We start from the raw sequence: 22209 nt of genomic DNA, 5'->3' as shown, positions 1-22209 counted from the left end.
TAGCGTATCTCCTTTATATGTAAAGATTTTTTACAGTATACCATACACAAAACCACAGCCTGTGGATAAGATCTATAAACAGGCTTGGGGAAAACTATCCACACCTTACCCACAATATGTGGATAACTATTTCGGGATAGAAATTGTTAACAAGTGAAAACAAAACAATGTTATCAAAAAACGATAGACATTACAAGCATTTCTTTCACTTATCCACATGACAGCTTTTGTGCACATTTTTGATATCCACAGGCAGTTCCTATGTGAAAAACCTGTCGATAAGGCATGTGGATAAATCAAATTCGCGAAAAATGAGATCACAGGAAGTTCACCGAAGATCCTCCGTGATTGTGTATAACTTTCCTTTTCGGATTGCCTGGCGGATCTCTTGCATTTAAAAGAAATGATTGACATGGACAAGCCAGCGCCCTTATAATAGTCGAGACTGTCTTTAGAAAATAGTTAACTTTTATATAGGAGGTGTAAGGTCATGACATTGCGCACATACCAACCAAATAAACGCAAACACAGCAAAGTGCACGGCTTCAGAGCACGCATGAGCACAAAGAACGGACGTCGCGTTATCGCTGCCCGTCGCCGTAAAGGAAGAAAAGTACTATCAGCTTAAAGTCCACTGACCGCATCAGTGGTCTTTTTTTCTTTTTCGCGGAATTTGAGCGAAAATGCATCAAAATAAGCAAGTAGCAGGTGAAAAAATGAATAAGCAGCAGCGGATCAAGAAGAATACGGAGTTTCAGCGCGTTTTCAAAAAAGGAAAATCATTTGCGAATCGGCAATTCATCGTCTATTTGCTGAAAGGTGAGCAGGAGGAATTTCGCCTGGGCCTATCCGTCAGCAAGAAAGTCGGCAATGCGGTCGCTAGAAACCGCGTCAAGCGCTATATCCGCCAAGCCTTCTTGGAATTGAAGGATGATCTCCTGCCGAACGCGGATTACATTATCATCGCCCGACCACAGGCGGCCAATTTAGATTTTCATGAAAGCAAGAAAAGTCTGGAGCATGTGCTGAAAATCGCACGCGCTTTGCCGAAGAAGTAGATGCCGGATCAATCCGGATGTTACTATAGGAAGTAATTGAATAGAGTTTGGAGGAAGCAAAGTGAAGAAGAGAATAGGATTGCTCTTCGCCTTGGTGGCTGTTGCCCTCTTATTATCGGGCTGTATGGAGTTTGATCAGCCGATCAGCGACCAAAGCGAAGGGTTTTGGAATGAGTTTGTCGTTTGGCCGTTAGTATCGATCATCGTATTCTTTAAGGATTTCCTAGGCACGTATGGATTCGGGATTATTGCAGTAACGATTCTCATCCGTCTGGCCTTATTGCCATTGATGATCAAGCAGACGAAAAGTTCGAAACGCATGCAGGAAATCCAGCCTGAACTGGCTAAGTTAAAAGAGAAGTATAAATCGAAAGACGCCGTCACCCAGCAGAAATATCAGCAGGAAATGATGGCGATGTTCCAGGAAAAAGGCGTCAACCCGATGGCCGGCTGCTTGCCGATCGTCATCCAGATGCCGATTCTGATCGGGTTCTATCACGCGATCAGCCGCATGAATGCGACGCCTGAAATCGATCTTGGCACATTTTTGATCTTCCCGCTGGCAGAACCGAGCATTATCCTGGCCGTTACAGCCGGTATCATGCAATTGATCGTTCTGCGCACGGGCCCTGCGATGGACAACCCGCAAATGAAAGCGATGATGTATTTCATGCCGGTCATGATTGCCGGATTCGGGATCATCTTGCCATCCGCATTGACGCTTTACTGGGTAATCGGGAATATCATCTCGCTGATCCAAAACATGTTCATTTACCGTCCATGGGAAAAGAAAGAAGTGCAACAGCCTGTTAAAACGAAAACAGGAGGGGCTAAAAAGTGAAGCATCTTACACAAACGGGGAAAACGGTCGAACAAGCGATTGAAAATGCGTTGGAAATACTGAAGAAATCACGGGACGAAGTAACGGTCCGCGTTATCGAAGAAGGAAAAAAGGGGTTTTTCGGATTCGGGGCAAAAGATGCGGAAGTTGAAGTCACAGTGATGGAAACAGGACAGCCAGAAACTGAAAAGGCGCCGCAGCAGACGGAAAAAACGCCGGAACAAGCGGACAGCGCCAAACCTTCTGAAGAAGAAATTGCGGCAGAGATGCCGTCAGCTCCGACGGAAGAGGGAGAAGAGCCGGATTTCGGCGGATCAGCTGAAGAACCGGCAGTGAAGCCATCGAATGATAAAGCGATCGAAGAAACGAAAACCTATTTGCAGGACGTTGCAAAAGGCATGAAGATCGACGATTTGACCGTTGCGCATGAAAAACAAGGCAAAACGGTGCGTTTTAAACTGGAAAGTGAAAAAGTGGCGATGCTCATCGGCAAAAGAGGACAGACCTTGAATTCGCTCCAGCAATTGGCGCAATTGGTGGCAAATCGCCACGCTGAACAATTCATGATCGTCGAGCTGGATGCAGAGAATTACCGGGAGCGCCGCCAGGAAACCTTGGAACAATTGGCGGACCGGATGGCGGACAAAGCGATCCGCACCGGAAACCGTGTCCAATTCGAACCGATGCCGTCTTACGAGCGGAAAGTGATCCATCAGGCGCTGTCGCGGCGACTGGATATCGACACTTATTCGGAAGGCAAAGACCCGAACCGCTATTTGGTCATCGAACCGCATAAATAATAGAAGAAAATGCCCGCTGGCGTCATTCATATGACGCCAGCGGGCATTTTTTATGGAATGAAACAAAGAAGCGGCTATTTTACAGATGTATATTTATGCATATCATATTTGCGCAGTGAACCTGAAAAAAATACCAAAAACGAGCGCTGTATCTTTTGATTTTATGCATTTTGTGTTATTGTTGTACGTTGTACAGCCACGCGTATTTTGCCAGTTGTCCACATGTGGACAACTGTTTTAACCCATAAAAGCATGCTGTGGGCAACGTCAATTTGTTTGCCCTCGGTATTTTATTGCAAGAGGAGGAAACAGCATCATGATGGAATTCGATACGATCGCCGCGATTTCCACGCCAAGCGGTGAAGGGGCTATCGCCATCGTCCGTTTGAGCGGGCCGGAAGCGGTGGCCATCGCAGACCGTTTGTTCCGTGCGCCGTCTGCTAAAGCGCTCGCTGAACAGGCAAGCCATACCATCCATTACGGCCATATCGAAGATCCCGCGACGAAAGAAACGGCGGAGGAAGTAATGGTCGCATTGATGAGAGCACCAAAAACATTTACCCGTGAAGATGTTGTGGAGATTAATTGCCACGGCGGCATCGTATCGGTCAATCGTGTCCTATCACTCGCCCTAAGAGCGGGTGCACGGCTTGCAGAGCCAGGTGAATTCACCAAGCGCGCATTTCTTAACGGGCGCATCGACCTGTCACAGGCAGAAGCCGTGATGGACTTGATCCGCGCGAAAACGGACCGTGCCATGGACGTCGCCCTGACGCAGATGGAAGGGCGCTTGTCGCGCCTCATCAGTTCGCTGCGCCAGGCGCTATTGGAATCGATCGCACAGATGGAAGTGAACATCGATTATCCCGAATATGACGACGTGGAAGAAATGACACGCCCGATGATGCTCGAAAAAGCGCAATGGGTGCAATCGGAAATCGCCAAATTGCTCAAAACTTCCCAGCAAGGCAAGATTTTGCGGGAAGGCTTATCGACCGTCATCATCGGCCGCCCGAATGTCGGGAAATCGTCGCTATTGAACAGCTTGGTCCAGGAAAACAAAGCCATTGTCACAGAAATCGCCGGAACGACGCGCGATATCATCGAAGAATATGTCAATGTCCGCGGCGTGCCGCTGCGTCTCGTCGATACGGCAGGCATCCGGGAAACAGAAGACATTGTCGAGCGGATCGGCGTCGAACGATCGCGTAAAGTGTTAAAAGAAGCCGATTTGATCCTCTATGTATTGAATTACGCAGAACCATTGACAGAAGAAGATCTGCTGTTATTCGAAGCGGTCCGCGATATGAATTATATCGTCGTCATCAACAAGACCGATTTGCCGCAACAGATCGACTTGGATCAAGTAAAGGAACTGACCAGCGACACACGTCTCGTGACGACTTCTTTAATTGAAGAAGAAGGCATCGACCAGCTCGAAGAAGCGATCGCCGAATTGTTCTTTGAAGGGGAAATCGAGGCGGGGGATATGACCTATGTCTCCAACGTTCGCCATATTTCGCTGTTGCACCAAGCGCATCAAACGATTTCGGATGCGATAACAGCCGCTGAAATGGATGTGCCGGTCGATATGATTCAAATCGATGTGACCCGCACATGGGAAATCCTCGGGGAGATCATCGGCGATACGGCAGATGACGGCTTATTGAACCAATTATTCTCGCAGTTTTGCCTAGGAAAATAAATTTTTGAAGGGACTGAACGAACATGCCACAATACGAAGCAGGCACGTTCGATGTCATCGTCGTAGGCGCAGGCCATGCCGGAGCAGAAGCAGCACTCGCTTCTGCACGCATGGGCGCCAAAACACTCGTGTTGACGATGAATCTCGATATGATCGCCTTTATGCCGTGCAACCCGTCAATCGGTGGGCCGGCAAAAGGCATCGTGGTACGTGAAATAGATGCAATGGGCGGGGCTATGGGCCGCGTCATCGATAAAACGCATATTCAAATGAGAATGCTTAATACCGCCAAAGGGCCGGCTGTTCGCGCATTGCGTGCTCAAGCCGATAAAGTGCTCTACCAGCAGGAAATGAAGCGCTTGATGGAAGAACAGGAGAACCTGAGCTTGCACCAAGGCATCGCAGAAGAGTTGATCGTTGAAGATGGGGAAGTCAAAGGCCTCATTACACAAGTAGGCGGCATTTACCGCGCGGAAACGGTGGTCATCACGACTGGAACCTTCCTTCGCGGAGAAATCATCATCGGCGACTTGCGCTACTCAAGCGGGCCGAACCACCAGCAGCCGTCCATTAAATTGGCGGAAAATCTGGAGCACCTCGGCTTTGAGACGGTGCGTTTCAAGACCGGTACACCACCGCGCATCAACAGCAACAGCATCGACTATTCGAAAACAGAAATCCAGCCGGGAGACGATGTGCCGCGCGCGTTCAGCTTTGAAACGACGGAATTCATCATGGACCAAATGCCGTGCTGGCTGACGTATACGACGAGCGAAACACATCAGATCATCGATGAGAATTTGCATTTGTCGCCGATGTATTCCGGCATGGCAAAAGGTACAGGGCCGCGTTATTGCCCATCGATTGAAGACAAAATCGTCCGTTTCAGCGACAAGCCGCGCCACCAGATCTTCCTGGAGCCGGAAGGGCGCTCAACGCGCGAGGTTTACGTACAAGGCCTTTCCACCAGTTTGCCGGAACATGTTCAGCGTAAGCTGCTCGAATCGATTCCAGGGCTTGAGAAGGCCGATATGATGCGTTCAGGCTATGCCATCGAGTACGATGCCATCGTGCCGACGCAATTATGGCCGACGCTTGAATCCAAACAAATCACCAATCTTTATACAGCAGGACAGATCAACGGCACGTCCGGCTACGAAGAAGCAGCGGGGCAGGGGTTGATGGCTGGCATCAACGCCGCGGCGAAAGTGCTCGGCAAAGAAGAAGTCATCCTCAGCCGTTCTGATGCGTATATTGGCGTCTTGATCGACGATTTGGTCACCAAAGGCACAAGCGAGCCTTACCGCTTGTTGACATCACGTGCCGAATATCGCTTATTGCTGCGCCACGATAACGCAGACTTGCGTTTGACGGAACTCGGCTATCAGCTCGGCATGATCACAGAAGAGCGTTATGCACGCTTTCTGGAGAAAAAAGACCATATCGAAGAAGAAATCAAGCGCCTGCGCGGCATCATCATCAAGCCGAACGAACAAACGCAGGAAGCGATACGCAATGCAGGAGGCAGCGAGCTGAAAGACGGCATTCGCGCAGCCGACCTGTTGAAGCGCCCGGAAATGAATTACGATATGATCGCGTCCTTGACTGAATCGGATATCGCATTGAGCGACGAAGTGAAAGAGCAAGTCGAGATCCATGTGAAATACGAAGGCTATATCGAAAAATCTCTTCAACAAGTTGATAAGTTGAAGAAAATGGAAAACAAAAAGATTCCGGAAAATATCGATTACGATGCCATTTCAGGGCTTGCGACGGAAGCCCGCGGCAAACTGAAAGAAGTGCAGCCGCTGTCGATTGCACAAGCAACGCGCATTTCCGGCGTCAACCCTGCTGACATTTCGATTTTATTGGTGTATATTGAACAAGGAAGAATCGCAAAAGTCTAAATGGCATTTGCGCTTTACTGGGCGGCATGACCGCCAGCACATAACAGAACTCGAAATGGGCTGGTATCCGCCAGCCCATTTGCTTTTACATAAAAACGCTAATCCCGCTCCCGCAAATGTGCGGTGAGACAGGTGAGAGGGGGACATACAGTGAACGAACAGCAATTCGCGCAAGCATTGAAACAACAAGGCATCGAACTTTCCGAGCGCCAGTTGGAGCAATTCCGCATCTATTACAAGGAACTCGTCGAATGGAACGAAAAAATGAATTTGACGGCCATCACGGATCAGGCAGATGTCTATTTAAAGCATTTCTACGACTCCATTAGTGCCGCCTTTTACATGGATTTTACCAAGCCACTGTCATTATGCGACGTCGGGGCAGGGGCCGGCTTCCCGAGCATCCCGCTGAAGATCTGCTTCCCGCATATTGAAGTGACGATCGTCGATTCATTGAACAAACGCATCCAATTCTTGAATCATTTGAGTGAAGCACTTGGGTTGGATAAGGTTTCTTTCGTCCACTCGCGCGCAGAAGATTTCGGCCAGTCGCAGCACCGCGAAAGCTACGATATCGTAACCGCCCGCGCTGTAGCAAGACTCTCTGTGCTCGCTGAATTTTGTGTGCCACTCGTCAAGCAAGGAGGGGCGTTTGCCGCAATGAAAGCCGCATCCGCGCCCGATGAGCTGAAAGACGCTGAGAAGGCGATTCAAGTGCTTGGAGTGAAACAAGAAGCCGTGCATTCCTTCCTCTTGCCTGTGGAAGAAAGCGAACGCCATATCCAAGTGTTCCGGAAATTCAAGGCAACGCCGAAGAAATATCCAAGAAAAGCGGGCATGCCGAACAAATCCCCGATCAGCTAATGTTTCACGTGGAACATATGGAATTGCAAATGCGTCTTTGGAATGAAACAACAAGAGCAAGTTTTTAATAAGGTGGTGCCTGAGCATGAAAAGTCCTTTTGCCCGTCTTTTCGGAGGCGGAGATAAAGCAAACGATGCAGCAACAGCAGAAGCTTCAAGCCATGCTTCTGAAGAAGTGGTGAAAATACCGCTGGCTAAGATCCATGCCAACCAATTCCAGCCGCGGACCGTTTTTGACGAGGAGAAAATCGAAGAGTTGGCCCGGACGATCCACGTCCACGGCGTCATCCAACCGATTGTCGTCAGGGATTCGCAGCAGGAAGGATTTTATGAAATCATTGCAGGGGAACGGCGCTTCCGCGCGATGACATCTCTCGGCTGGGAAGAAGTTCCGGCGATTGTCCGTCAATTGAGCGATAAAGAAACGGCGTCGATCGCGTTGATCGAGAACCTTCAACGCGAGGAATTGACTGCAATTGAAGAAGCGCATGCCTATTCCAATTTGCTGAAAATCCAGGAAATCACCCAGGAGGCACTGGCGCAGCGGCTCGGCAAAAGCCAGTCAGCTGTCGCCAATAAATTGCGGCTGTTGAAGCTGCCGGAAGCCGTCCAGCAAGCGTTGCTTACACGAAGCATCACTGAACGCCATGCCCGTGCTTTGCTGCCGGTAAAAGACGCTGAACTCCAGCAGCACTTACTCGAACAGCTATTAGAAGAAGGGCTCAACGTCAAAGAGCTGGAAGAACGCATCAAAAGCTTGACGGAGGAAGTCCCGAAAAAGCCTAAGAAACGCCGGAAAGCTGTCAGCCGGGATATGCGCATTGCGATGAATACCATCAAAGAATCGTTGTCGATGGTCAAAAAAAGCGGCATTAAGCTCGATACAAAAGAGGAAGAACACGAGGATTATTACCAAATCACCGTGAAAATTCCGAAAAAACGCCCATAATCGCTCTTTCCGTTGAGGAAAGGGCTTTTTTTGGCAGATTTATCTCTATGAAACAGGAAATTTGATACAATATAGAAATGGAAGCTGTCGCGGATAGCCATAAAGGCGTTTCCGCAGTAAAATGAAGACAGTATCGAAGAAAGTTGGTGCACGTGTGGGTAGAACGATTGCCATCGCCAATCAAAAGGGCGGTGTAGGAAAAACAACTTCATCAGTGAATTTAAGCGCCTGTCTTGCATACTTAGGCAAGAAAGTGCTGTTAATAGATATCGATCCACAAGGTAATGCGACGAGCGGCGTCGGCATCAATAAAGGCGATGTCGATCAATGCATCTACGAAATTCTCATTGACGATGTGGATGTCAAAGACACGATCATGGAGACGAAAGTCGAAAATCTTCATGTGGTGCCGGCGACAATTTCACTGGCCGGTGCGGAAATTGAATTGGTTTCGACCATTTCACGCGAAGCACGGCTGAAAAATGCCTTGGCAGAAGTAAAGGACTTGTACGATTACATCATCATCGACTGTCCGCCATCACTTGGCCTGCTGACCTTGAATTCTTTGACCGCTTCAGACGGAATTATTATTCCAGTACAATGTGAATATTATGCTCTAGAAGGTTTAAGCCAGTTATTGAGCACCGTCCGATTGGTCCAAAAACACTTGAACCACGATCTGATGATCGACGGCGTACTGCTGACGATGTACGATGCACGGACCAATCTGGGCATGCAAGTCATCGAAGAAGTGAAGAAATACTTCCAGGATAAAGTGTATGACACTGTAGTTCCGCGCAATGTTCGCTTGAGCGAGGCCCCGAGTCACGGAGAGCCAATCATCATCTATGATCCGAAGTCCAGAGGCGCAGAAGTTTATCTAGAATTGGCGAAGGAAGTGATTCGTAATGGCTAAAGGATTGGGAAAAGGCATCAACGCATTGTTTCCAGGAGAAACAGTCAACGAAACGGATAAAGTGATGCAGATCAAATTGACCGATATTAAAGAAAACCCGCATCAGCCGCGCAAAGTATTCGACCAGCAAGCGCTTGAAGAACTTGCCGAATCGATTCGCGAGCACGGCATCCTGCAGCCTGTCGTGGTGCGGAAAAAAGGTACGAAATTCGAACTTGTCGTCGGGGAGCGCCGATTCCGTGCGGCGAAACTGTGCAAATTGAAGGAAGTTCCCGCCATCGTCAAAGATTTCAATGAGCAGCAGATGATGGAACTGGCAATCCTTGAAAACTTGCAGCGCGAGGATTTGACGCCGATCGAAGAAGCGGAAGCCTACCAGAAGCTGATGGATACATTGAATTTGACGCAAGAGCAATTGGCGTTCCGGCTTGGCAAAAGCCGCCCGCATATCACCAACCATATCCGCTTATTGACCTTGCCGAAAGACGTGCGCGAGCTCATTTCGGAGAAAAAGCTGTCGATGGGGCATGGGCGTACCTTGCTCGGTTTGCGCAGCAAAAAGGATATTTCCGAGACGGCGCAAAAGGCAGTCAAAGAAGGATTGAATGTCCGTCAGCTGGAGAACCTGGTGCAACGGTTAAACGACAATGTTCCACGTGAAACACCGGAAAAGAAAAAGGATATCTTTATAGAAGAAAAACAATCTGAGCTGCGTGACCGTTTCGGCACGAATGTACAGATCAAAAAACAGAAGAACAAAGGCAAGATCGAAATCGAGTTTTTCTCAGAAGATGATTTGGAACGGATCCTCGATTTGCTGAAATAATATTTCAACCGGCACAAGGCGCTTTTTGCGCTCGTGGCGGGTTTATCCAAATGAACCGTTACATCGGTATGAAAACGGCCTATTTTCCGGAGACGGAAAATAGGCGTTTCTTTGAAGCGGGAGAAAGCCGGGGCATTCGGAATATGGATCTGGCGCAAAGGCAGCTTAACGAACGGTTTATCGAACTTGATAAAAAGAGGGAGAAGAGCCGTGCGTTTGGCACATTCCGAAGCACGGAGAGGAAGGAGCTCGAATATGGTTCTTTGGGGAACATTGGTCAACGCGCTTTTAATTGTCATAGGAACACTGATCGGGCGGGCATTGCGCAATATTCCCGACAGGATGAAAGAGACGGTCATGTATGTCATTGGGCTTGTGGTCGTCGTGTTGGGCTTGCAGATGGGCTTTGAGAGCCAGAATTTCGTCATTGTCATCATCAGCCTGGTGCTCGGTGCGGTGATCGGCGAGTGGGCGAGGCTCGAAGACAAATTGAATGCATTCGGCCGTTGGATTGAACGGATGCTCGGCACGAAAGAAAGCCAGGGCAGCCTGGCGCAAGGATTTGTCACAGCAACGCTGATTTTCGTCATCGGCGCGATGGGCATTATCGGCGCATTGGAGAGCGGCCTCAGCAATGAGCACGGCGTTCTTGTATCAAAAGGCATCATTGATGGCTTTACATCGATCATCCTTGCCTCGACGCTCGGCATCGGGGTGATGCTGTCGGCGATTCCCGTATTTGTTTATCAGGGCTTGATCGCTTTGTTTGCGACGCAGATCAGCTTGCTTATCCCGGAAGCGGCGCTGGACTTGTTCATCACCGAGATGACGGCGACCGGCGGGGTGATGATCGCAGCGATTGGCCTTAATTTGATGGGCATCGTGAAGATCCGTGTGGCGAACTTATTGCCAGGGATCATTGTAGTTGCGTTTCTTGTCACGGCCGTGTTTAAATTCAATCTGATGTAAGTAATTTAAAGAAGGTGTAGACGTGTTTTATGAAAGAAGCGTTGTTGAAGGATTTGTAAATCGTGTGACAGCGAAGCTGATGGATGAGGAAATGTGGCTAGCCATTTCCGGAACAGCGTTGCGTGTCATCTTAATTGCCGTCGGTGCCTATATATTGACGCGTGTCATGCGGATCATCATCCGCAAATCGTTTTCAGTCCGTTTAAGAGGGCCGATCAAAACGAATGGGCGGCGTCATCAGACTTTGTCGAAGCTCTTGGAGAATATTGTTACATATGTCATTGGATTTATGGCGCTTGTCGCCATACTGTCGGCGTTCTCGGTCAACATCAGCGGGATTATCGCCGGTGCCGGGGTCGTCGGTCTCGCTGTCGGTTTTGGCGCACAGAACTTAGTGCGCGATGTGATTACTGGTTTCTTCATCATTTTTGAAGACCAATTCTCAGTCGGTGATTATGTTCGCATCAATCAAGCCGAAGGAACGGTTCAGGAAATCGGCTTGCGCACGACGAAAGTGCAGGCGTGGACCGGTGAGTTATTCATCTTCCCGAACGGCATGGTCACGGAAGTCGTCAATTTCTCGCTTCATAATTCGATCGCGGTCGTGGATTTGAGCGTTTCGCATGATTCCGACCTGGCAAAAGTGGAACGGTTGATTTTGGAGTTTTTGGAAACGGTACAGCCCACTTACGAAGAAGTCATCAGCCCGGCCGAACTGCTCGGCGTGCAGAATATGACGGCGACGGAAGTGGTCATGCGCTTGACGGCGGAAACCTTGCCGATGCAGCATTTTGCGGTTTCCCGCAGAATGCGCCGTGATTTGAAGGAGTTTCTCGATCAGCGCGGCGTTGAATTGCCGTACCCTCGCATGGTGGTCATGCACCGCGAGCCTGGTGATGCAGCCGCAATGAACGCGACTAAATGATGGAGGGACGCAGCCATGGAAATGAAAGAATTCGGGTTACATGATATTGTCGAAATGAAAAAAGGGCATCCATGCGGGGCGAACGCCTGGAAAATTATCCGCATGGGCGCCGACATCCGCATCAAATGCGAAGGCTGCCAGCACAGCGTTATGCTGCCGCGGGCCGAGTTCAATAAAAAAATGAAAAAAGTATTGGTAAAAGCCGAGGCGGAATGAGGAATGGACATTTCCGCCTCGTCTTTCTATAATGGAATGGTTGCAAAATTTGTGAGCGAAAAAGAAAGGTCGTGAATCCTTTGGCATTAACTGCAGGGATCGTAGGATTACCAAACGTGGGGAAATCCACATTATTCAACGCTATTACGAAAGCGGGCGCCGAAGCGGCGAACTACCCGTTCTGTACGATAGATCCAAACGTCGGCATCGTCGAAGTGCCTGATGAGCGCCTCGATAAACTGACGGAATTGGTCGAACCGAAAAAGACCATCCCGACAGCGTTCGAATTCACCGACATCGCCGGCATCGTCAAAGGCGCCAGCAAAGGGGAAGGGCTCGGCAATAAATTCCTTGCCCATATCCGCGAAGTGGATGCCATCACACAAGTGGTGCGCTGTTTTGCTGATGACAATATCACACACGTCTCTGGCGGAGTGGACCCGGTATCTGATATCGAAGTCATCAATTTGGAACTCGTTTTGGCAGACATGGAAAGCATCGAAAAGCGCATTGCCCGCAACGCGAAGCTGTTGAAGCAAAAAGACAAAGATGCCGTCGCCGAAGAGCCGGTATTGGCGAAGCTCCGCGAAGCCTTTGAAAACGGTGAGTTGGCCCGTTCGATCGACTTCACGGAAGATGAGCTGAAAATCGCGAAAGGCTTGAACTTGTTGACGCTCAAGCCGATGCTTTATGTAGCGAACGTATCGGAAGATGAAATTGCTGATGCGGCGAGCAACGAATATGTGCAGCAAGTACGCGATTACGCAGCTGGTCATGATTCCGACGTGATCGTCGTGTGTGCGAAGATCGAAGAGGAAATGGCAGAGCTTGACGACGAAGAGAAAGAAATGTTCCTCGAAGAGCTCGGCATCGAAGAGTCAGGACTTGATCAATTGGTCAAAGCCGCTTATAACTTGCTCGGACTTGCCACTTACTTCACTGCCGGCGTGCAGGAAGTGCGTGCTTGGACGTTCAAAAAAGGCATGAAAGCCCCGCAATGTGCGGGCATCATCCACTCCGACTTCGAACGCGGCTTTATCCGCGCAGAAACCGTCGCTTACGACGAATTGGTGGAAGCCGGTTCGATGGCAGCGGCGAAAGAAGCTGGAAAAGTACGCCAAGAAGGCAAGGAATACATCGTCAAAGACGGCGATGTCATGCTCTTCAGATTTAATGTATAAGGCTTACGCCTAATAGTTTATTGTCAGTCATTGCCATGGAAACAAGTTAAGAACGGATTGGCGGCTGGAAAAGAATACCGAACCGGGTGCTTTTTTGAGCATCCGGTTTTTTATGAGGAGGGAAACAAATGTATTTATTCGCATATGGAACCTTAAAAAGAGGCGGCAAATACCATTTCTATCTGGAAGAAGCGGAATTGGTGGCAGAACAAGTGACGATTTCAGGAAGCTTGTACGATACGGGGCTCGGCTATCCGGCGCTGGCACTGGCGGGAGACGATGTCATCCAAGGAGAGCTTTACGATATTCCGGATGTCTTGTGGCCGGCAATCAACGATTTGGAAGATTATTCGGGGAATGCAAAAACCGATATGTACGACCGTTTGACGATCGAGGTCGAAACCGAACGCGGCACAAAACAAGCGATTGTCTATACGGCGAAAGCGGAGCGATTGTTGAAGGAATATATCCCGGAAGGCGTATGGGATGTGGAACGGTCGTTTGTGAAATAAACAGTAAAAGGGAAGGGCAGTCCCAAAAGGTTATGTTTCATGACCTCTTGGGACTGCCCATTTTTTTATCCAAAAGAAATGTGAGATGTCCATTGCGACGGACGCTTTCCGCGGGCACGGCTTCAGCCGCTTCCCTCGCTGCGCTCAGTCCAGGGTCTTCAGCTCGCGTCGCTCCTTCGCTTTGCTCCGTCACTGCTCCCGCTGGAGTCGCCGTCTCCATTTCCATCTGCCATTCTATATACTGATGAGATCCTTCTTTCTCTTTTACATGCTGAGGATTATTCATCAAGTGGCGGATAGCCGGAATAGACGTGGAGGCGGGGGAGTTTCGGGTCGTCCCGTATCCACGCATCGTTCGGTTCTTTTCGCAGTTCACGGTACATGAGGAAGTCGCCGAATGCCCCGGCCGTCAGCATGGCGCCGAGCAGGACGAGCACTTGATCGCCAAGCCAAAAGCCGATGACGGTCGGCAAAACGGCTGTCGTCCAAAATGGCAATAGCAAGACCGCCCGCATGGCCCGGTTTTTCACGGGACGGTCGCTGGTCGCATAAGCGATGCCCAATTTTAAGTTGAGGCCGTATTGAAGTGAAGAGATGGGCACTTTTCCAAAGACGACGAAGCCGATCAAATGGAATAATTCATGCAGTACGATCAATAATGCGTAGCCGCCGAAGAAATAGAGGGTGCCGAACAGCGAAAAGCCAAAAGACAAAGGCTCGCGGAATAGCTGGTAGGCGAGCGCGAAGGCGACAACGAGCACTATATTGAACCACAGTGCTTTCGGTGCGATTTCTTCTATATTCAAATCGATGACTTTATGAGGTTCCATTGGCAACACATCCCGAACTTTGATGCTCCCAGTATAGCCTAAATTACAGCTTGCCGGAAGCCTGTGCGTATGCTACAATATATTGATGTGAGTAATATTTATGATTGCTTGCTCCTTGCCCGCTGGAAACAGCAGGGCCCAAGTCCATAAGGAGGTGACAATACGATGAGAGAATACGAAGTAATGTACATTGTACGCCCGAACATTGAAGAGGACGCGAAGAAAGCGCTAGTTGAGCGTTTCAGCGAAGTCCTAACTTCAAACGGAGCGGAAATCATCGAGTCGAAAGAATGGGGTAAACGCCGTTTGGCTTATGAAATCAATGATTTCAAAGAAGGTTTCTACCAGATCGTGAAAGCGAACGCTGGAACTGAAGCTATCAACGAGTTTACACGTCTTGCGAACATCAATGAAGACATTATCCGCCACATCGCTGTACGCCTAGACGTATAAGATAAGCGGAATACAGATAATACACGACTTGAAGAAGGAGGTTGAATTCTGATGATCAACCGGGTTGTATTGGTCGGAAGACTGACAAAAGATCCTGATCTTCGTTACACGCCAAGCGGGGCGGCGGTGGCTCGTTTTACACTTGCTGTAAACCGGACATTCTCCAATGCGCAAGGTGAACGCGAAGCAGATTTTATCAATTGTACCGTTTGGCGCAAGCAGGCTGAAAACACAGCGAATTTCCTCAAAAAAGGAAGTCTCGCCGGTGTCGAAGGCCGCATTCAGACTGGCAGCTACGAGGGTCAAGATGGCAAGCGCGTTTATACGACGGAAGTGGTGGCAGACAGCGTTCAATTCCTTGAACCGAAAAGCGCCGGCTCCGGATCTGGGGATCGTTCAAACGATCGCTCGTATGGACAGCAGCCATCTTATCAACAGAACCAACCGTCTAGTCCAAGTCAGCAAAACAATACTCGCGTAGATGACGATCCGTTTTCAAGCGGAAGCGGGAAGATCGAAGTTTCGGACGACGATCTGCCGTTCTAAACCAGGCGCCCATCAGCGAATAGAAAATTTGAAAACAAGGGAGGTAATTCGATATGGCACCACGTCGCGGAGGCAAGAAGCGTAAAAAGGTTTGTTATTTCACTTCAAACAACATTACACGCATCGACTACAAAGACACTGATTTGCTTAAGAAATTCATTTCTGAGCGAGGCAAAATTTTGCCACGTCGTGTTACGGGCACAAGCGCTAAATGGCAACGTCGTTTGACGATTGCAGTTAAACGCGCTCGTATCATGGCACTTCTACCGTTCGTAGCGGAAGAAAAATAAGATTGTCCAAAGAGGCCGGGAAACCGGCCTCTTTTTTATATGTGTTGGAAATGTATTCAAGTGAGTGGAAAAGCTAAGGCTGCGCTGCAAAGCTTACAACTGATGCGACAGAAATGAAAAGAAGCGAGGAAAAAGCTTCCGCTTTTGACTGCGTTGCAGGGGCACGCTTTCCGGAGGGCTCGCATTGAGCCGCTTCGTCGCTGCGCTCCTGCAGGGTCTCAATTGTCTCGCTGATCCTCCCGGAGTCGGCCCCTTCCACTCCGTCTCTAGTTCTAGAGGGGATGAAAACTTCTTCTGTCCACTCGATAGAAAATGAGGAAATGCTTCATGTTTTGTAGCTCAAGTTATCTATGGTCTAGAGAGGCTAGTTAGTTCTGATCCACCAACGTGCCAGACGCTGCATCCGGGAAGCGATTTCCTCGCTAGCCGGCAATTAGCTAAAGAAGTAGATCTATTTAAACGCACCCCAATCAATGAAATTACCAAGCCGCCCAGCGTAAAGAGGTGAGCCGATGCCGTAAGACAGGCGTTCTTCCTGGCTTATGGCAAGAGGCCAACCCAAAGCAAGGCGGCGAGTATTGAGAAGAAGCTTAAATAGAAGATCGGAACAGGTAAACAAGAAACTTCTTGCTATCTTCTTCTATGCTCATCTCAGGAAGCGATTTCCCCACTAGCCGGCAACTACCTAAAGAAGCAGATCTGCTTTAACGCACTCGACTTAACGAAATCTCTTAGCCGTCCAGCGTAAAGGGGTGAGTCGATGCCGTAAGACAGGCGTTCTTCCTGGCTTATGGCAAAAGGCCAACCCCAAGCAGGGCGGTGGATAATAAGATAAAGCTTAAATAGAATTCTGGAACAGTTCGACACGTAAACTCTCACTAGCTGCTCCAAACTTATCCCGGGAAGCGATTTCCCCGCTAGCCGGCAACTCGTAAAGAAGCAGATCTGATTAAACGAACCCGAATCAAAGAAATCTCTCAGCCGCCAAGCGTAAAGGGGTGAGCCGACGCAATAAGACAAGCGTTCTTCTTGGCTTATTGCCAAAGGCCAACCCAAAGTCGGGCGGCGAATAGTAAGATGAAGCACAAGTAGAATGCTAAAACAGTTCGACACGTAAACTCTCACTATCTTTTCATACATTTTCCCGGGAAGCGATTTCCCCATTAGCCGGCAACATAATAAAGAAGCAGATCTATTTAAACGCACCCCAATCAATGAAATCTTCAAGCCGCCCAGCGTAAAAGGGTGAGCCGATGCCGTAAGACAGGCACTCTTCCTGGCTTATGGCAGGAGGCCAACCCAAAGCGGGGCGGCGAATAGTAAGATGAAGTACAAGTAGAATGCTAAAACTGTTCGACAAGTAAACTCTCGCTAACTTCTTTTATATTTTTGCCAGGAAGCGATTCCCACACTTTATTTCCATCTACTATTTCCATCCGCCGGCGAATCAGCGATAATGATTTTCTATAGGCAGCCATTGCCGGAGGGCGCGAACTTTTTCCTTCTCGAAACGGGGCGATAGGTGTACAGTGAGGCAACCTCCCTTTTTTGTTCGGGGGCTTGAATCATGGTACAATTATACGGATGAAATAAACCCGAAAGAAGATGAAAAACGCAGATATGCCTAACCAAAAGACACGTCAGTTGACGAATGGAGCCATGATGACGGCGCTGTTTGCCGTCCTATTGGCTATTTCTGTATATGTACCGGTGCTGAGTTTAATCAGTACCCTGTTTTTGGCATTGCCGATTGCTTGGTATAGCGCCAAGTATCCGGCAAAGGCGTCGGCGCTGGTCGCAGCGGTCGGGGTCGTGTTAAGCTTTCTGATCGGCGGATTGCTGTCATTGCCTTTGGCGTTGATCCACATTCCGCTAGGGCTCATGATTGGGCTGTCGATCCATTATAAAAAAAGTAAATTGTTCATGTTCATGGGCGCGAGCATCGTCTTGCTGCTATCATTGATGTTGCAATATGTGGCAGCTATCGCCTTTTTAGGAATTAATTTCCTGGAAGAATTCATGGCGACGATGCGCAGTTCGTATGAACAGGCCGGTACGTGGCTGGAGCGCCTCGGATCGGAATCGATGCAAGAATACGAGGAGCTTGTGGCGCAGTTCATGCTGACCTTCGAGACCTTGCTGCCGACGCTATTGATTTTGTCGGTATTTACGACGGTGTGGATCTTGTTGTTGATTCTGTTGCCGATTTTGAAACGGCTTGGAATCGAAGTGCCGAAATTCCCGCCGTTCCGCGAGATGCGCTTGCCGAAAAGCGTGCTGTGGTATTATTTGATCGTCATTTTGGTGTCCTTGCTGTCGGATTTCGAGCAAGGGACCATGGCTTATTTGATTTTCGCCAATGCCTCGATGCTTTTGCAGTTCCTGTTGTTCTTGCAGGGGGTATCGTTCTATCATTTCTATATCCACCAAGAGGGCTGGCCCCGCTGGGTGATGGTTGTTGTGACGGTTCTGGCATTTCCTTTGCAGTCGTTTACGAGCATCATCGGGATTTTGGATCTCGGCTTCGACATCCGGGGCTGGATCAAGCGGGCGCACGAGTCTAAAGGAAAGTAAGGAGCTGAAGAGAAATGTCGGCTTTTTTCAGGAAACGTAATCTAAGATACCCATTGCTGGCATTGCTGGCTCTTGGCATGGCCGCTGTGATCCTCATCTCCCTTTGGTCTGAATGGGGCGCGGGCATTTTCGCCATCCTTTACGGGGCGGCGATCACCTCGGCGTGGGTACTGGAGAAACGCAACTATGAAGAGACCGAGAAGCATATCGAAACGCTGTCCTACCGGATGAAGAAAGTCGGCGAGGAAGCATTGCTCGAGATGCCGATCGGGATTTTGCTGGTCAATGAAAATCAGCAAATCGAATGGGCCAATCCCTATATCACCTCGGCGCTTGATTACGAGACGCTGATTGGTGAATCGATTTATAGCTTGACGGAAGAATTTAACCAATTGGTCAAGTCTGCCGAATCGAACGAAATGGTCATGTCGCTCGGCGGCCGCAAATACCGCGTCTATTACCGTGCAGATGACCGCTTGTTCTATTTGTTCGATATTACCGAACAAGTGGAGATTGAAACTTTGTATCATGCGGACCGGACCGTCATCGGCATCCTGTTCATCGATAATTACGATGAATTGTCTCAAGGGATGGACGATCAGGTACGCAGTAATTTAAATAGCCTGGTGACGTCCTTGATCAATCGATGGGGGACTGATAACGGCATTTTCGTGAAACGGATTTCTTCGGACCGCTTTATGGCAGTGTTCAATGAATCCATCTTGAAGAAATTAGAAGAAACCAAGTTCACGGTGCTTGATGACATCCGGGAAGTGACAGCGAAAGACAATATGGCGCTGACATTGAGCATCGGGGTCGGGGCAGGTTCTGCTTCCTTGATCGAACTGGGCGCCATGGCGCAATCGGGGCTGGATTTGGTGCTTGGGCGCGGAGGCGACCAAGTGGCGATCAAGCATCCGAGCGGCAAGGTCAAGTTCTACGGGGGCAAAACCAACCCGGTCGAAAAACGCACGAGGGTGCGCGCACGCGTCATTTCGCATGCGCTTCGCGATTTGATCCAGGAAAGTGACCAAGTCTTTGTCATGGGCCATAAAATGCCCGATATGGATTCGATCGGCGCAGCGGTCGGCGTTGCCAAAATGGCGGAAATGAACCGCGTCAAAGGCCGCATCGTCATTGATTTTGACGAATACGACCGCAGCGTCATGCGCTTGATGGAAGAAATCGAAAGTGATCCGGCCTTGTTCGAGCGTTTCATTACCCCGGAAGAGGCATTATCGGAAATGACCGAGCATTCCTTGCTGGTCGTGGTCGATACGCACAAACCGTCGATGGTCATCGATGAACGCCTGCTTCAGCGCATGGAGCGCGTCGTCTTGATCGACCATCACAGAAGAGGCGAGGAATTCATCACCAATACGATGCTCGTCTATATGGAGCCGTACGCATCGTCTACGGCGGAGCTCGTGACCGAATTGATCGAATACCAGCCGAAACACGAAAAATTGACGATGCTCGAAGCGACAGCGATGCTCGCCGGGATCATCGTCGACACGAAAAGCTTTACGCTGCGCACCGGCGCCCGGACCTTTGAAGCGGCCTCTTATCTGCGCTCGAACGGTGCCGATACGGTGCTTGTGCAGCGATTATTGAAAGAAGACCTCGAGACGTATATCGAGCGGGCGAAAATCGTCCAGAGCGTGGAATTTGTCGGCGACGGCATCGCCATCGCAAAAGGCGAGCCGGGGCGCATCTACAGCCCCGTGCTGATCGCCCAGACGGCGGATATCCTACTGACGATGAAAGACGTCAACGCGTCATTCGTCATCGCAGAACGGACAGAAGGCGGCGTGGGCATCAGCGCACGCTCGCTCGGTGAAGTCAATGTGCAGGTCATTATGGAAAATCTCGGCGGCGGCGGCCATTTAACGAACGCGGCCACGCAAATGCCGGATGCAAGCCTTGAAGAAGCGGTCGGGCAATTAAAGGCCGTATTAACGGAAAATGATGGAGGAGGATCTGAAGAATGAAAGTGATTTTCTTGAAAGACGTAAAAAACGTAGGTAAAAAAGGCGACATCAAAAACGTGGCGGACGGCTACGCGAACAACTTCCTGTTGAAGAACAATCTGGCTGTAGAAGCTGACCAGGCGGCGATGAGCAAACTCGCCGGCCAGCAGAAGAAACAGGAAAAGGAAGTCGAGCAGGAATTGAATGAAGCGAAAGAGCTGAAAGAAAAACTTGAAGCTTTAACGATTGAACTGACAGCGAAATCCGGTGATGACGGGCGCTTGTTCGGCTCGATCACGACCAAGCAAATAGCGAAAGAACTTGAAAAGACCCATGGCCATAAAATCGACAAGCGTAAAATGGAGCTCGACGACGCAATCCGCGCGCTCGGCTATACGAATGTGCCGGTGAAATTGCATCACGATGTAACCGCGACATTGCGTGTGCACGTTACTGAAGAAGCGTAAGGGGAATAGATATGAACGAATCGATCGACCGCGTCCCGCCGCATAACCAGGAAGCCGAGCAATCCGTCATCGGGGCCATTTTCCTGGAGCCACAGGCACTTGTTTCCGTAGCGGAAATCGTTATGCCGGAGGATTTCTACCGCGTCGCCCATCAGAAGATTTTCCAAACGATGATCGATTTGACGGACCGCGGCAAAGCGGTGGACTTGGTCACGGTGACAGAAGAGCTATCGGTCAAGAAAGAGCTGGAAGATGTCGGCGGCCTATCGTATTTGACCGAGATCGCCAATGCGGTGCCGACAGCCGCAAACGTTGGGCATTACGCCCATATCGTGGAAGAGAAAGCTTTATTGCGCCGCCTCATCCGAGTGGCCACCACAATCGTCGAAGACGGCTTTACGCGTGAAGACGAAGTGGAGGCTTTGCTTGCCGAAGCGGAGAAGAAAATGATGGAAGTGTCGAGCCGCAAAAATGCGGGCGACTTTATCCATATTAAAGATGTATTGGTGAAAACTTACGACAATATCGAGCTATTGCATACGCGTAAAGGCGATGTCACCGGCATCCCGACCGGTTTCCGCGATTTGGACAAAGTAACAGCGGGCTTTCAGCGCAACGATTTGATCATCGTTGCTGCCCGCCCGTCCGTCGGTAAGACGGCCTTCGCGCTCAACGTCGCGCAAAACGTCGCGACGAAAACCGAAGAGAATGTCGCGATCTTCAGTTTGGAGATGGGGGCAGAGCAGCTCGTCATGCGGATGCTCTGCGCGGAAGGCAATATCGATGCCCAAGTCATGCGGACCGGTGCGTTGCAGAATGAAGACTGGCGCAAGCTGACGATGGCCATGGGCAGTTTATCGAATGCCGGCATTTTCATCGACGATACGCCGGGTATCCGCGTCAACGATATCCGCGCGAAATGCCGCCGTTTGAAACAGGAATACGGCCTCGGCATGATCATGATCGATTATTTGCAGCTGATCCAAGGACCCGGCAAAGCCGGCGAAAACCGCCAGCAGGAAGTATCCGATATTTCCCGTTCTTTGAAAGGGCTGGCGCGTGAACTCGAAGTCCCGGTCATCGCCTTGTCGCAGCTATCCCGTGGGGTTGAGCAGCGGCAAGACAAACGGCCGATGATGTCCGATTTGCGTGAATCCGGATCGATTGAGCAAGATGCCGATATCGTATCGTTTTTATACCGCGAAGATTATTACGATAAAGAAACCGAAGATCAGAACATGATTGAAATCATTATCGCCAAGCAGCGGAACGGCCCGACCGGCACCGTTAAGCTGGCGTTTGTGAAGGAATACAATAAGTTCGTCACCATCGATTGGGCTGACCAAGAAGGCGGCGGCGATTTCTAGCACAACTATTAAACACGAACATTAAATGCAGACATGCATTTCG

At 49.7% G+C, this 22209-nt stretch carries 23 protein-coding genes; 22 read left to right on the top strand and 1 reads right to left on the bottom strand.

Annotated elements, in window-relative coordinates:
- The first annotated feature begins 490 nt into the window (after window positions 1-490).
- The 15 genes from rpmH to CW734_RS18030 all read left to right on the top strand — a co-directional run bounded on the left by rpmH (window position 491) and on the right by CW734_RS18030 (window position 13669).
- The gene (rpmH, locus tag CW734_RS18100) at window positions 491-628 is read left to right on the top strand and encodes a 50S ribosomal protein L34 (protein WP_033544046.1); all 138 of its coding nucleotides are present in this window, start codon (window positions 491-493) and stop codon (window positions 626-628) included.
- A gap of 88 nt (window positions 629-716) precedes the next feature.
- The gene (gene rnpA, locus CW734_RS18095; RefSeq protein WP_101192101.1) at window positions 717-1058 is read left to right on the top strand and encodes a ribonuclease P protein component; all 342 of its coding nucleotides are present in this window, start codon (window positions 717-719) and stop codon (window positions 1056-1058) included.
- Between the two features lie 61 nt (window positions 1059-1119).
- Complete coding sequence (gene yidC / locus CW734_RS18090) at window positions 1120-1899, top strand: membrane protein insertase YidC (RefSeq protein ID WP_101192100.1); 780 nt, start codon at window positions 1120-1122, stop codon at window positions 1897-1899.
- On the top strand, window positions 1896-2699 hold the full coding sequence (gene jag / locus CW734_RS18085) for an RNA-binding cell elongation regulator Jag/EloR (protein WP_101192099.1): 804 nt from the start codon (window positions 1896-1898) through the stop codon (window positions 2697-2699). Before yidC ends, jag begins: the two co-directional genes overlap by 4 nt.
- A gap of 319 nt (window positions 2700-3018) precedes the next feature.
- Window positions 3019-4404, top strand: coding sequence for a tRNA uridine-5-carboxymethylaminomethyl(34) synthesis GTPase MnmE (gene mnmE / locus CW734_RS18080; protein WP_101192262.1), 1386 nt, complete (start codon window positions 3019-3021; stop codon window positions 4402-4404).
- A 23-nt stretch (window positions 4405-4427) separates the two neighbouring features.
- Window positions 4428-6311 (top strand): tRNA uridine-5-carboxymethylaminomethyl(34) synthesis enzyme MnmG, encoded by a 1884-nt coding sequence (mnmG, locus tag CW734_RS18075; RefSeq protein ID WP_101192098.1) that lies wholly within the window; start codon window positions 4428-4430, stop codon window positions 6309-6311.
- 150 nt (window positions 6312-6461) lie between these two features.
- Entirely contained in the window at window positions 6462-7175 is a 714-nt protein-coding gene (gene rsmG, locus CW734_RS18070; RefSeq protein ID WP_101192097.1) for a 16S rRNA (guanine(527)-N(7))-methyltransferase RsmG, read from the top strand.
- A gap of 85 nt (window positions 7176-7260) precedes the next feature.
- A complete protein-coding gene (gene noc, locus CW734_RS18065) occupies window positions 7261-8124 on the top strand; it encodes a nucleoid occlusion protein (RefSeq protein WP_101192096.1) in 864 nt (287 codons plus the stop codon).
- 154 nt (window positions 8125-8278) lie between these two features.
- Entirely contained in the window at window positions 8279-9040 is a 762-nt protein-coding gene (locus CW734_RS18060; protein WP_058382274.1) for a ParA family protein, read from the top strand.
- On the top strand, window positions 9033-9866 hold the full coding sequence (locus tag CW734_RS18055) for a ParB/RepB/Spo0J family partition protein (protein WP_101192095.1): 834 nt from the start codon (window positions 9033-9035) through the stop codon (window positions 9864-9866). Before CW734_RS18060 ends, CW734_RS18055 begins: the two co-directional genes overlap by 8 nt.
- A 255-nt stretch (window positions 9867-10121) precedes the next feature.
- Window positions 10122-10835, top strand: coding sequence for a DUF554 domain-containing protein (locus tag CW734_RS18050; protein WP_101192094.1), 714 nt, complete (start codon window positions 10122-10124; stop codon window positions 10833-10835).
- A gap of 22 nt (window positions 10836-10857) precedes the next feature.
- Window positions 10858-11760: a mechanosensitive ion channel family protein gene (locus CW734_RS18045; protein WP_308302132.1), complete on the top strand. Its 903-nt coding sequence runs from the start codon at window positions 10858-10860 to the stop codon at window positions 11758-11760.
- Between the two features lie 15 nt (window positions 11761-11775).
- On the top strand, window positions 11776-11976 hold the full coding sequence (locus tag CW734_RS18040; RefSeq protein ID WP_058382277.1) for a DUF951 domain-containing protein: 201 nt from the start codon (window positions 11776-11778) through the stop codon (window positions 11974-11976).
- Window positions 11977-12056: 80 nt separating this feature from the next.
- Window positions 12057-13157, top strand: a complete 1101-nt coding sequence (gene ychF / locus CW734_RS18035) for a redox-regulated ATPase YchF (RefSeq protein ID WP_101192260.1) — start codon at window positions 12057-12059, stop codon at window positions 13155-13157.
- 128 nt (window positions 13158-13285) lie between these two features.
- Window positions 13286-13669 (top strand): gamma-glutamylcyclotransferase family protein, encoded by a 384-nt coding sequence (locus CW734_RS18030; RefSeq protein ID WP_101192093.1) that lies wholly within the window; start codon window positions 13286-13288, stop codon window positions 13667-13669.
- Between the two features lie 278 nt (window positions 13670-13947).
- Here the strand turns inward: CW734_RS18030 and CW734_RS18020 are convergent, their stop codons facing one another.
- Window positions 13948-14499, bottom strand: coding sequence for a DUF3267 domain-containing protein (locus CW734_RS18020; RefSeq protein WP_101192092.1), 552 nt, complete (start codon window positions 14497-14499; stop codon window positions 13948-13950).
- A gap of 165 nt (window positions 14500-14664) precedes the next feature.
- Between CW734_RS18020 and rpsF the strand changes: the two genes are divergently transcribed.
- From rpsF to dnaB, 7 genes are all read left to right on the top strand, one after another.
- Complete coding sequence (gene rpsF, locus CW734_RS18015; RefSeq protein ID WP_101192091.1) at window positions 14665-14952, top strand: 30S ribosomal protein S6; 288 nt, start codon at window positions 14665-14667, stop codon at window positions 14950-14952.
- Window positions 14953-15003: 51 nt separating this feature from the next.
- On the top strand, window positions 15004-15498 hold the full coding sequence (ssb, locus tag CW734_RS18010; RefSeq protein ID WP_069577003.1) for a single-stranded DNA-binding protein: 495 nt from the start codon (window positions 15004-15006) through the stop codon (window positions 15496-15498).
- Between the two features lie 53 nt (window positions 15499-15551).
- The gene (rpsR, locus tag CW734_RS18005) at window positions 15552-15788 is read left to right on the top strand and encodes a 30S ribosomal protein S18 (protein ID WP_058382282.1); all 237 of its coding nucleotides are present in this window, start codon (window positions 15552-15554) and stop codon (window positions 15786-15788) included.
- Window positions 15789-17408: 1620 nt separating this feature from the next.
- Window positions 17409-18362: a YybS family protein gene (locus tag CW734_RS18000; RefSeq protein WP_101192258.1), complete on the top strand. Its 954-nt coding sequence runs from the start codon at window positions 17409-17411 to the stop codon at window positions 18360-18362.
- Window positions 18363-18376: 14 nt separating this feature from the next.
- Window positions 18377-20353 carry a DHH family phosphoesterase gene (locus CW734_RS17995; RefSeq protein ID WP_101192090.1) on the top strand — a complete coding sequence of 659 codons (1977 nt, stop codon included), beginning with the start codon at window positions 18377-18379 and terminating at the stop codon, window positions 20351-20353.
- The gene (rplI, locus tag CW734_RS17990; RefSeq protein WP_068459461.1) at window positions 20350-20799 is read left to right on the top strand and encodes a 50S ribosomal protein L9; all 450 of its coding nucleotides are present in this window, start codon (window positions 20350-20352) and stop codon (window positions 20797-20799) included. Before CW734_RS17995 ends, rplI begins: the two co-directional genes overlap by 4 nt.
- Before the next feature lie 11 nt (window positions 20800-20810).
- On the top strand, window positions 20811-22166 hold the full coding sequence (gene dnaB, locus CW734_RS17985) for a replicative DNA helicase (RefSeq protein WP_058382286.1): 1356 nt from the start codon (window positions 20811-20813) through the stop codon (window positions 22164-22166).
- Window positions 22167-22209 lie beyond the last annotated feature (43 nt).

This window comes from Planococcus sp. MB-3u-03 (assembly GCF_002833405.1).
Lineage (GTDB): Bacteria > Bacillota > Bacilli > Bacillales_A > Planococcaceae > Planococcus.
The sequence above is the reverse complement of the archived record's forward strand: the minus strand, read 5'-3'. Positions and strand labels throughout refer to the sequence as shown.

What these genes read in the sequence shown, in the direction of transcription:
- mnmG (WP_101192098.1), top strand. Translation starts at nt 4,428, where the DNA reads ATGCCACAATACGAAGCAGGCACGTTCGATGTCATCGTCGTAGGCGCA.
- rplI (WP_068459461.1), top strand. Translation starts at nt 20,350, where the DNA reads ATGAAAGTGATTTTCTTGAAAGACGTAAAAAACGTAGGTAAAAAAGGC.
- CW734_RS18030 (WP_101192093.1), top strand. Translation starts at nt 13,286, where the DNA reads ATGTATTTATTCGCATATGGAACCTTAAAAAGAGGCGGCAAATACCAT.
- rpmH (WP_033544046.1), top strand. Translation starts at nt 491, where the DNA reads ATGACATTGCGCACATACCAACCAAATAAACGCAAACACAGCAAAGTG.
- rpsF (WP_101192091.1), top strand. Translation starts at nt 14,665, where the DNA reads ATGAGAGAATACGAAGTAATGTACATTGTACGCCCGAACATTGAAGAG.
- rpsR (WP_058382282.1), top strand. Translation starts at nt 15,552, where the DNA reads ATGGCACCACGTCGCGGAGGCAAGAAGCGTAAAAAGGTTTGTTATTTC.
- noc (WP_101192096.1), top strand. Translation starts at nt 7,261, where the DNA reads ATGAAAAGTCCTTTTGCCCGTCTTTTCGGAGGCGGAGATAAAGCAAAC.
- dnaB (WP_058382286.1), top strand. Translation starts at nt 20,811, where the DNA reads ATGAACGAATCGATCGACCGCGTCCCGCCGCATAACCAGGAAGCCGAG.
- CW734_RS18020 (WP_101192092.1), bottom strand. Translation starts at nt 14,499, where the DNA reads ATGGAACCTCATAAAGTCATCGATTTGAATATAGAAGAAATCGCACCG.
- CW734_RS18055 (WP_101192095.1), top strand. Translation starts at nt 9,033, where the DNA reads ATGGCTAAAGGATTGGGAAAAGGCATCAACGCATTGTTTCCAGGAGAA.
- CW734_RS18050 (WP_101192094.1), top strand. Translation starts at nt 10,122, where the DNA reads ATGGTTCTTTGGGGAACATTGGTCAACGCGCTTTTAATTGTCATAGGA.
- CW734_RS18000 (WP_101192258.1), top strand. Translation starts at nt 17,409, where the DNA reads ATGCCTAACCAAAAGACACGTCAGTTGACGAATGGAGCCATGATGACG.
- ssb (WP_069577003.1), top strand. Translation starts at nt 15,004, where the DNA reads ATGATCAACCGGGTTGTATTGGTCGGAAGACTGACAAAAGATCCTGAT.
- CW734_RS17995 (WP_101192090.1), top strand. Translation starts at nt 18,377, where the DNA reads ATGTCGGCTTTTTTCAGGAAACGTAATCTAAGATACCCATTGCTGGCA.
- mnmE (WP_101192262.1), top strand. Translation starts at nt 3,019, where the DNA reads ATGGAATTCGATACGATCGCCGCGATTTCCACGCCAAGCGGTGAAGGG.
- rnpA (WP_101192101.1), top strand. Translation starts at nt 717, where the DNA reads ATGAATAAGCAGCAGCGGATCAAGAAGAATACGGAGTTTCAGCGCGTT.
- CW734_RS18040 (WP_058382277.1), top strand. Translation starts at nt 11,776, where the DNA reads ATGGAAATGAAAGAATTCGGGTTACATGATATTGTCGAAATGAAAAAA.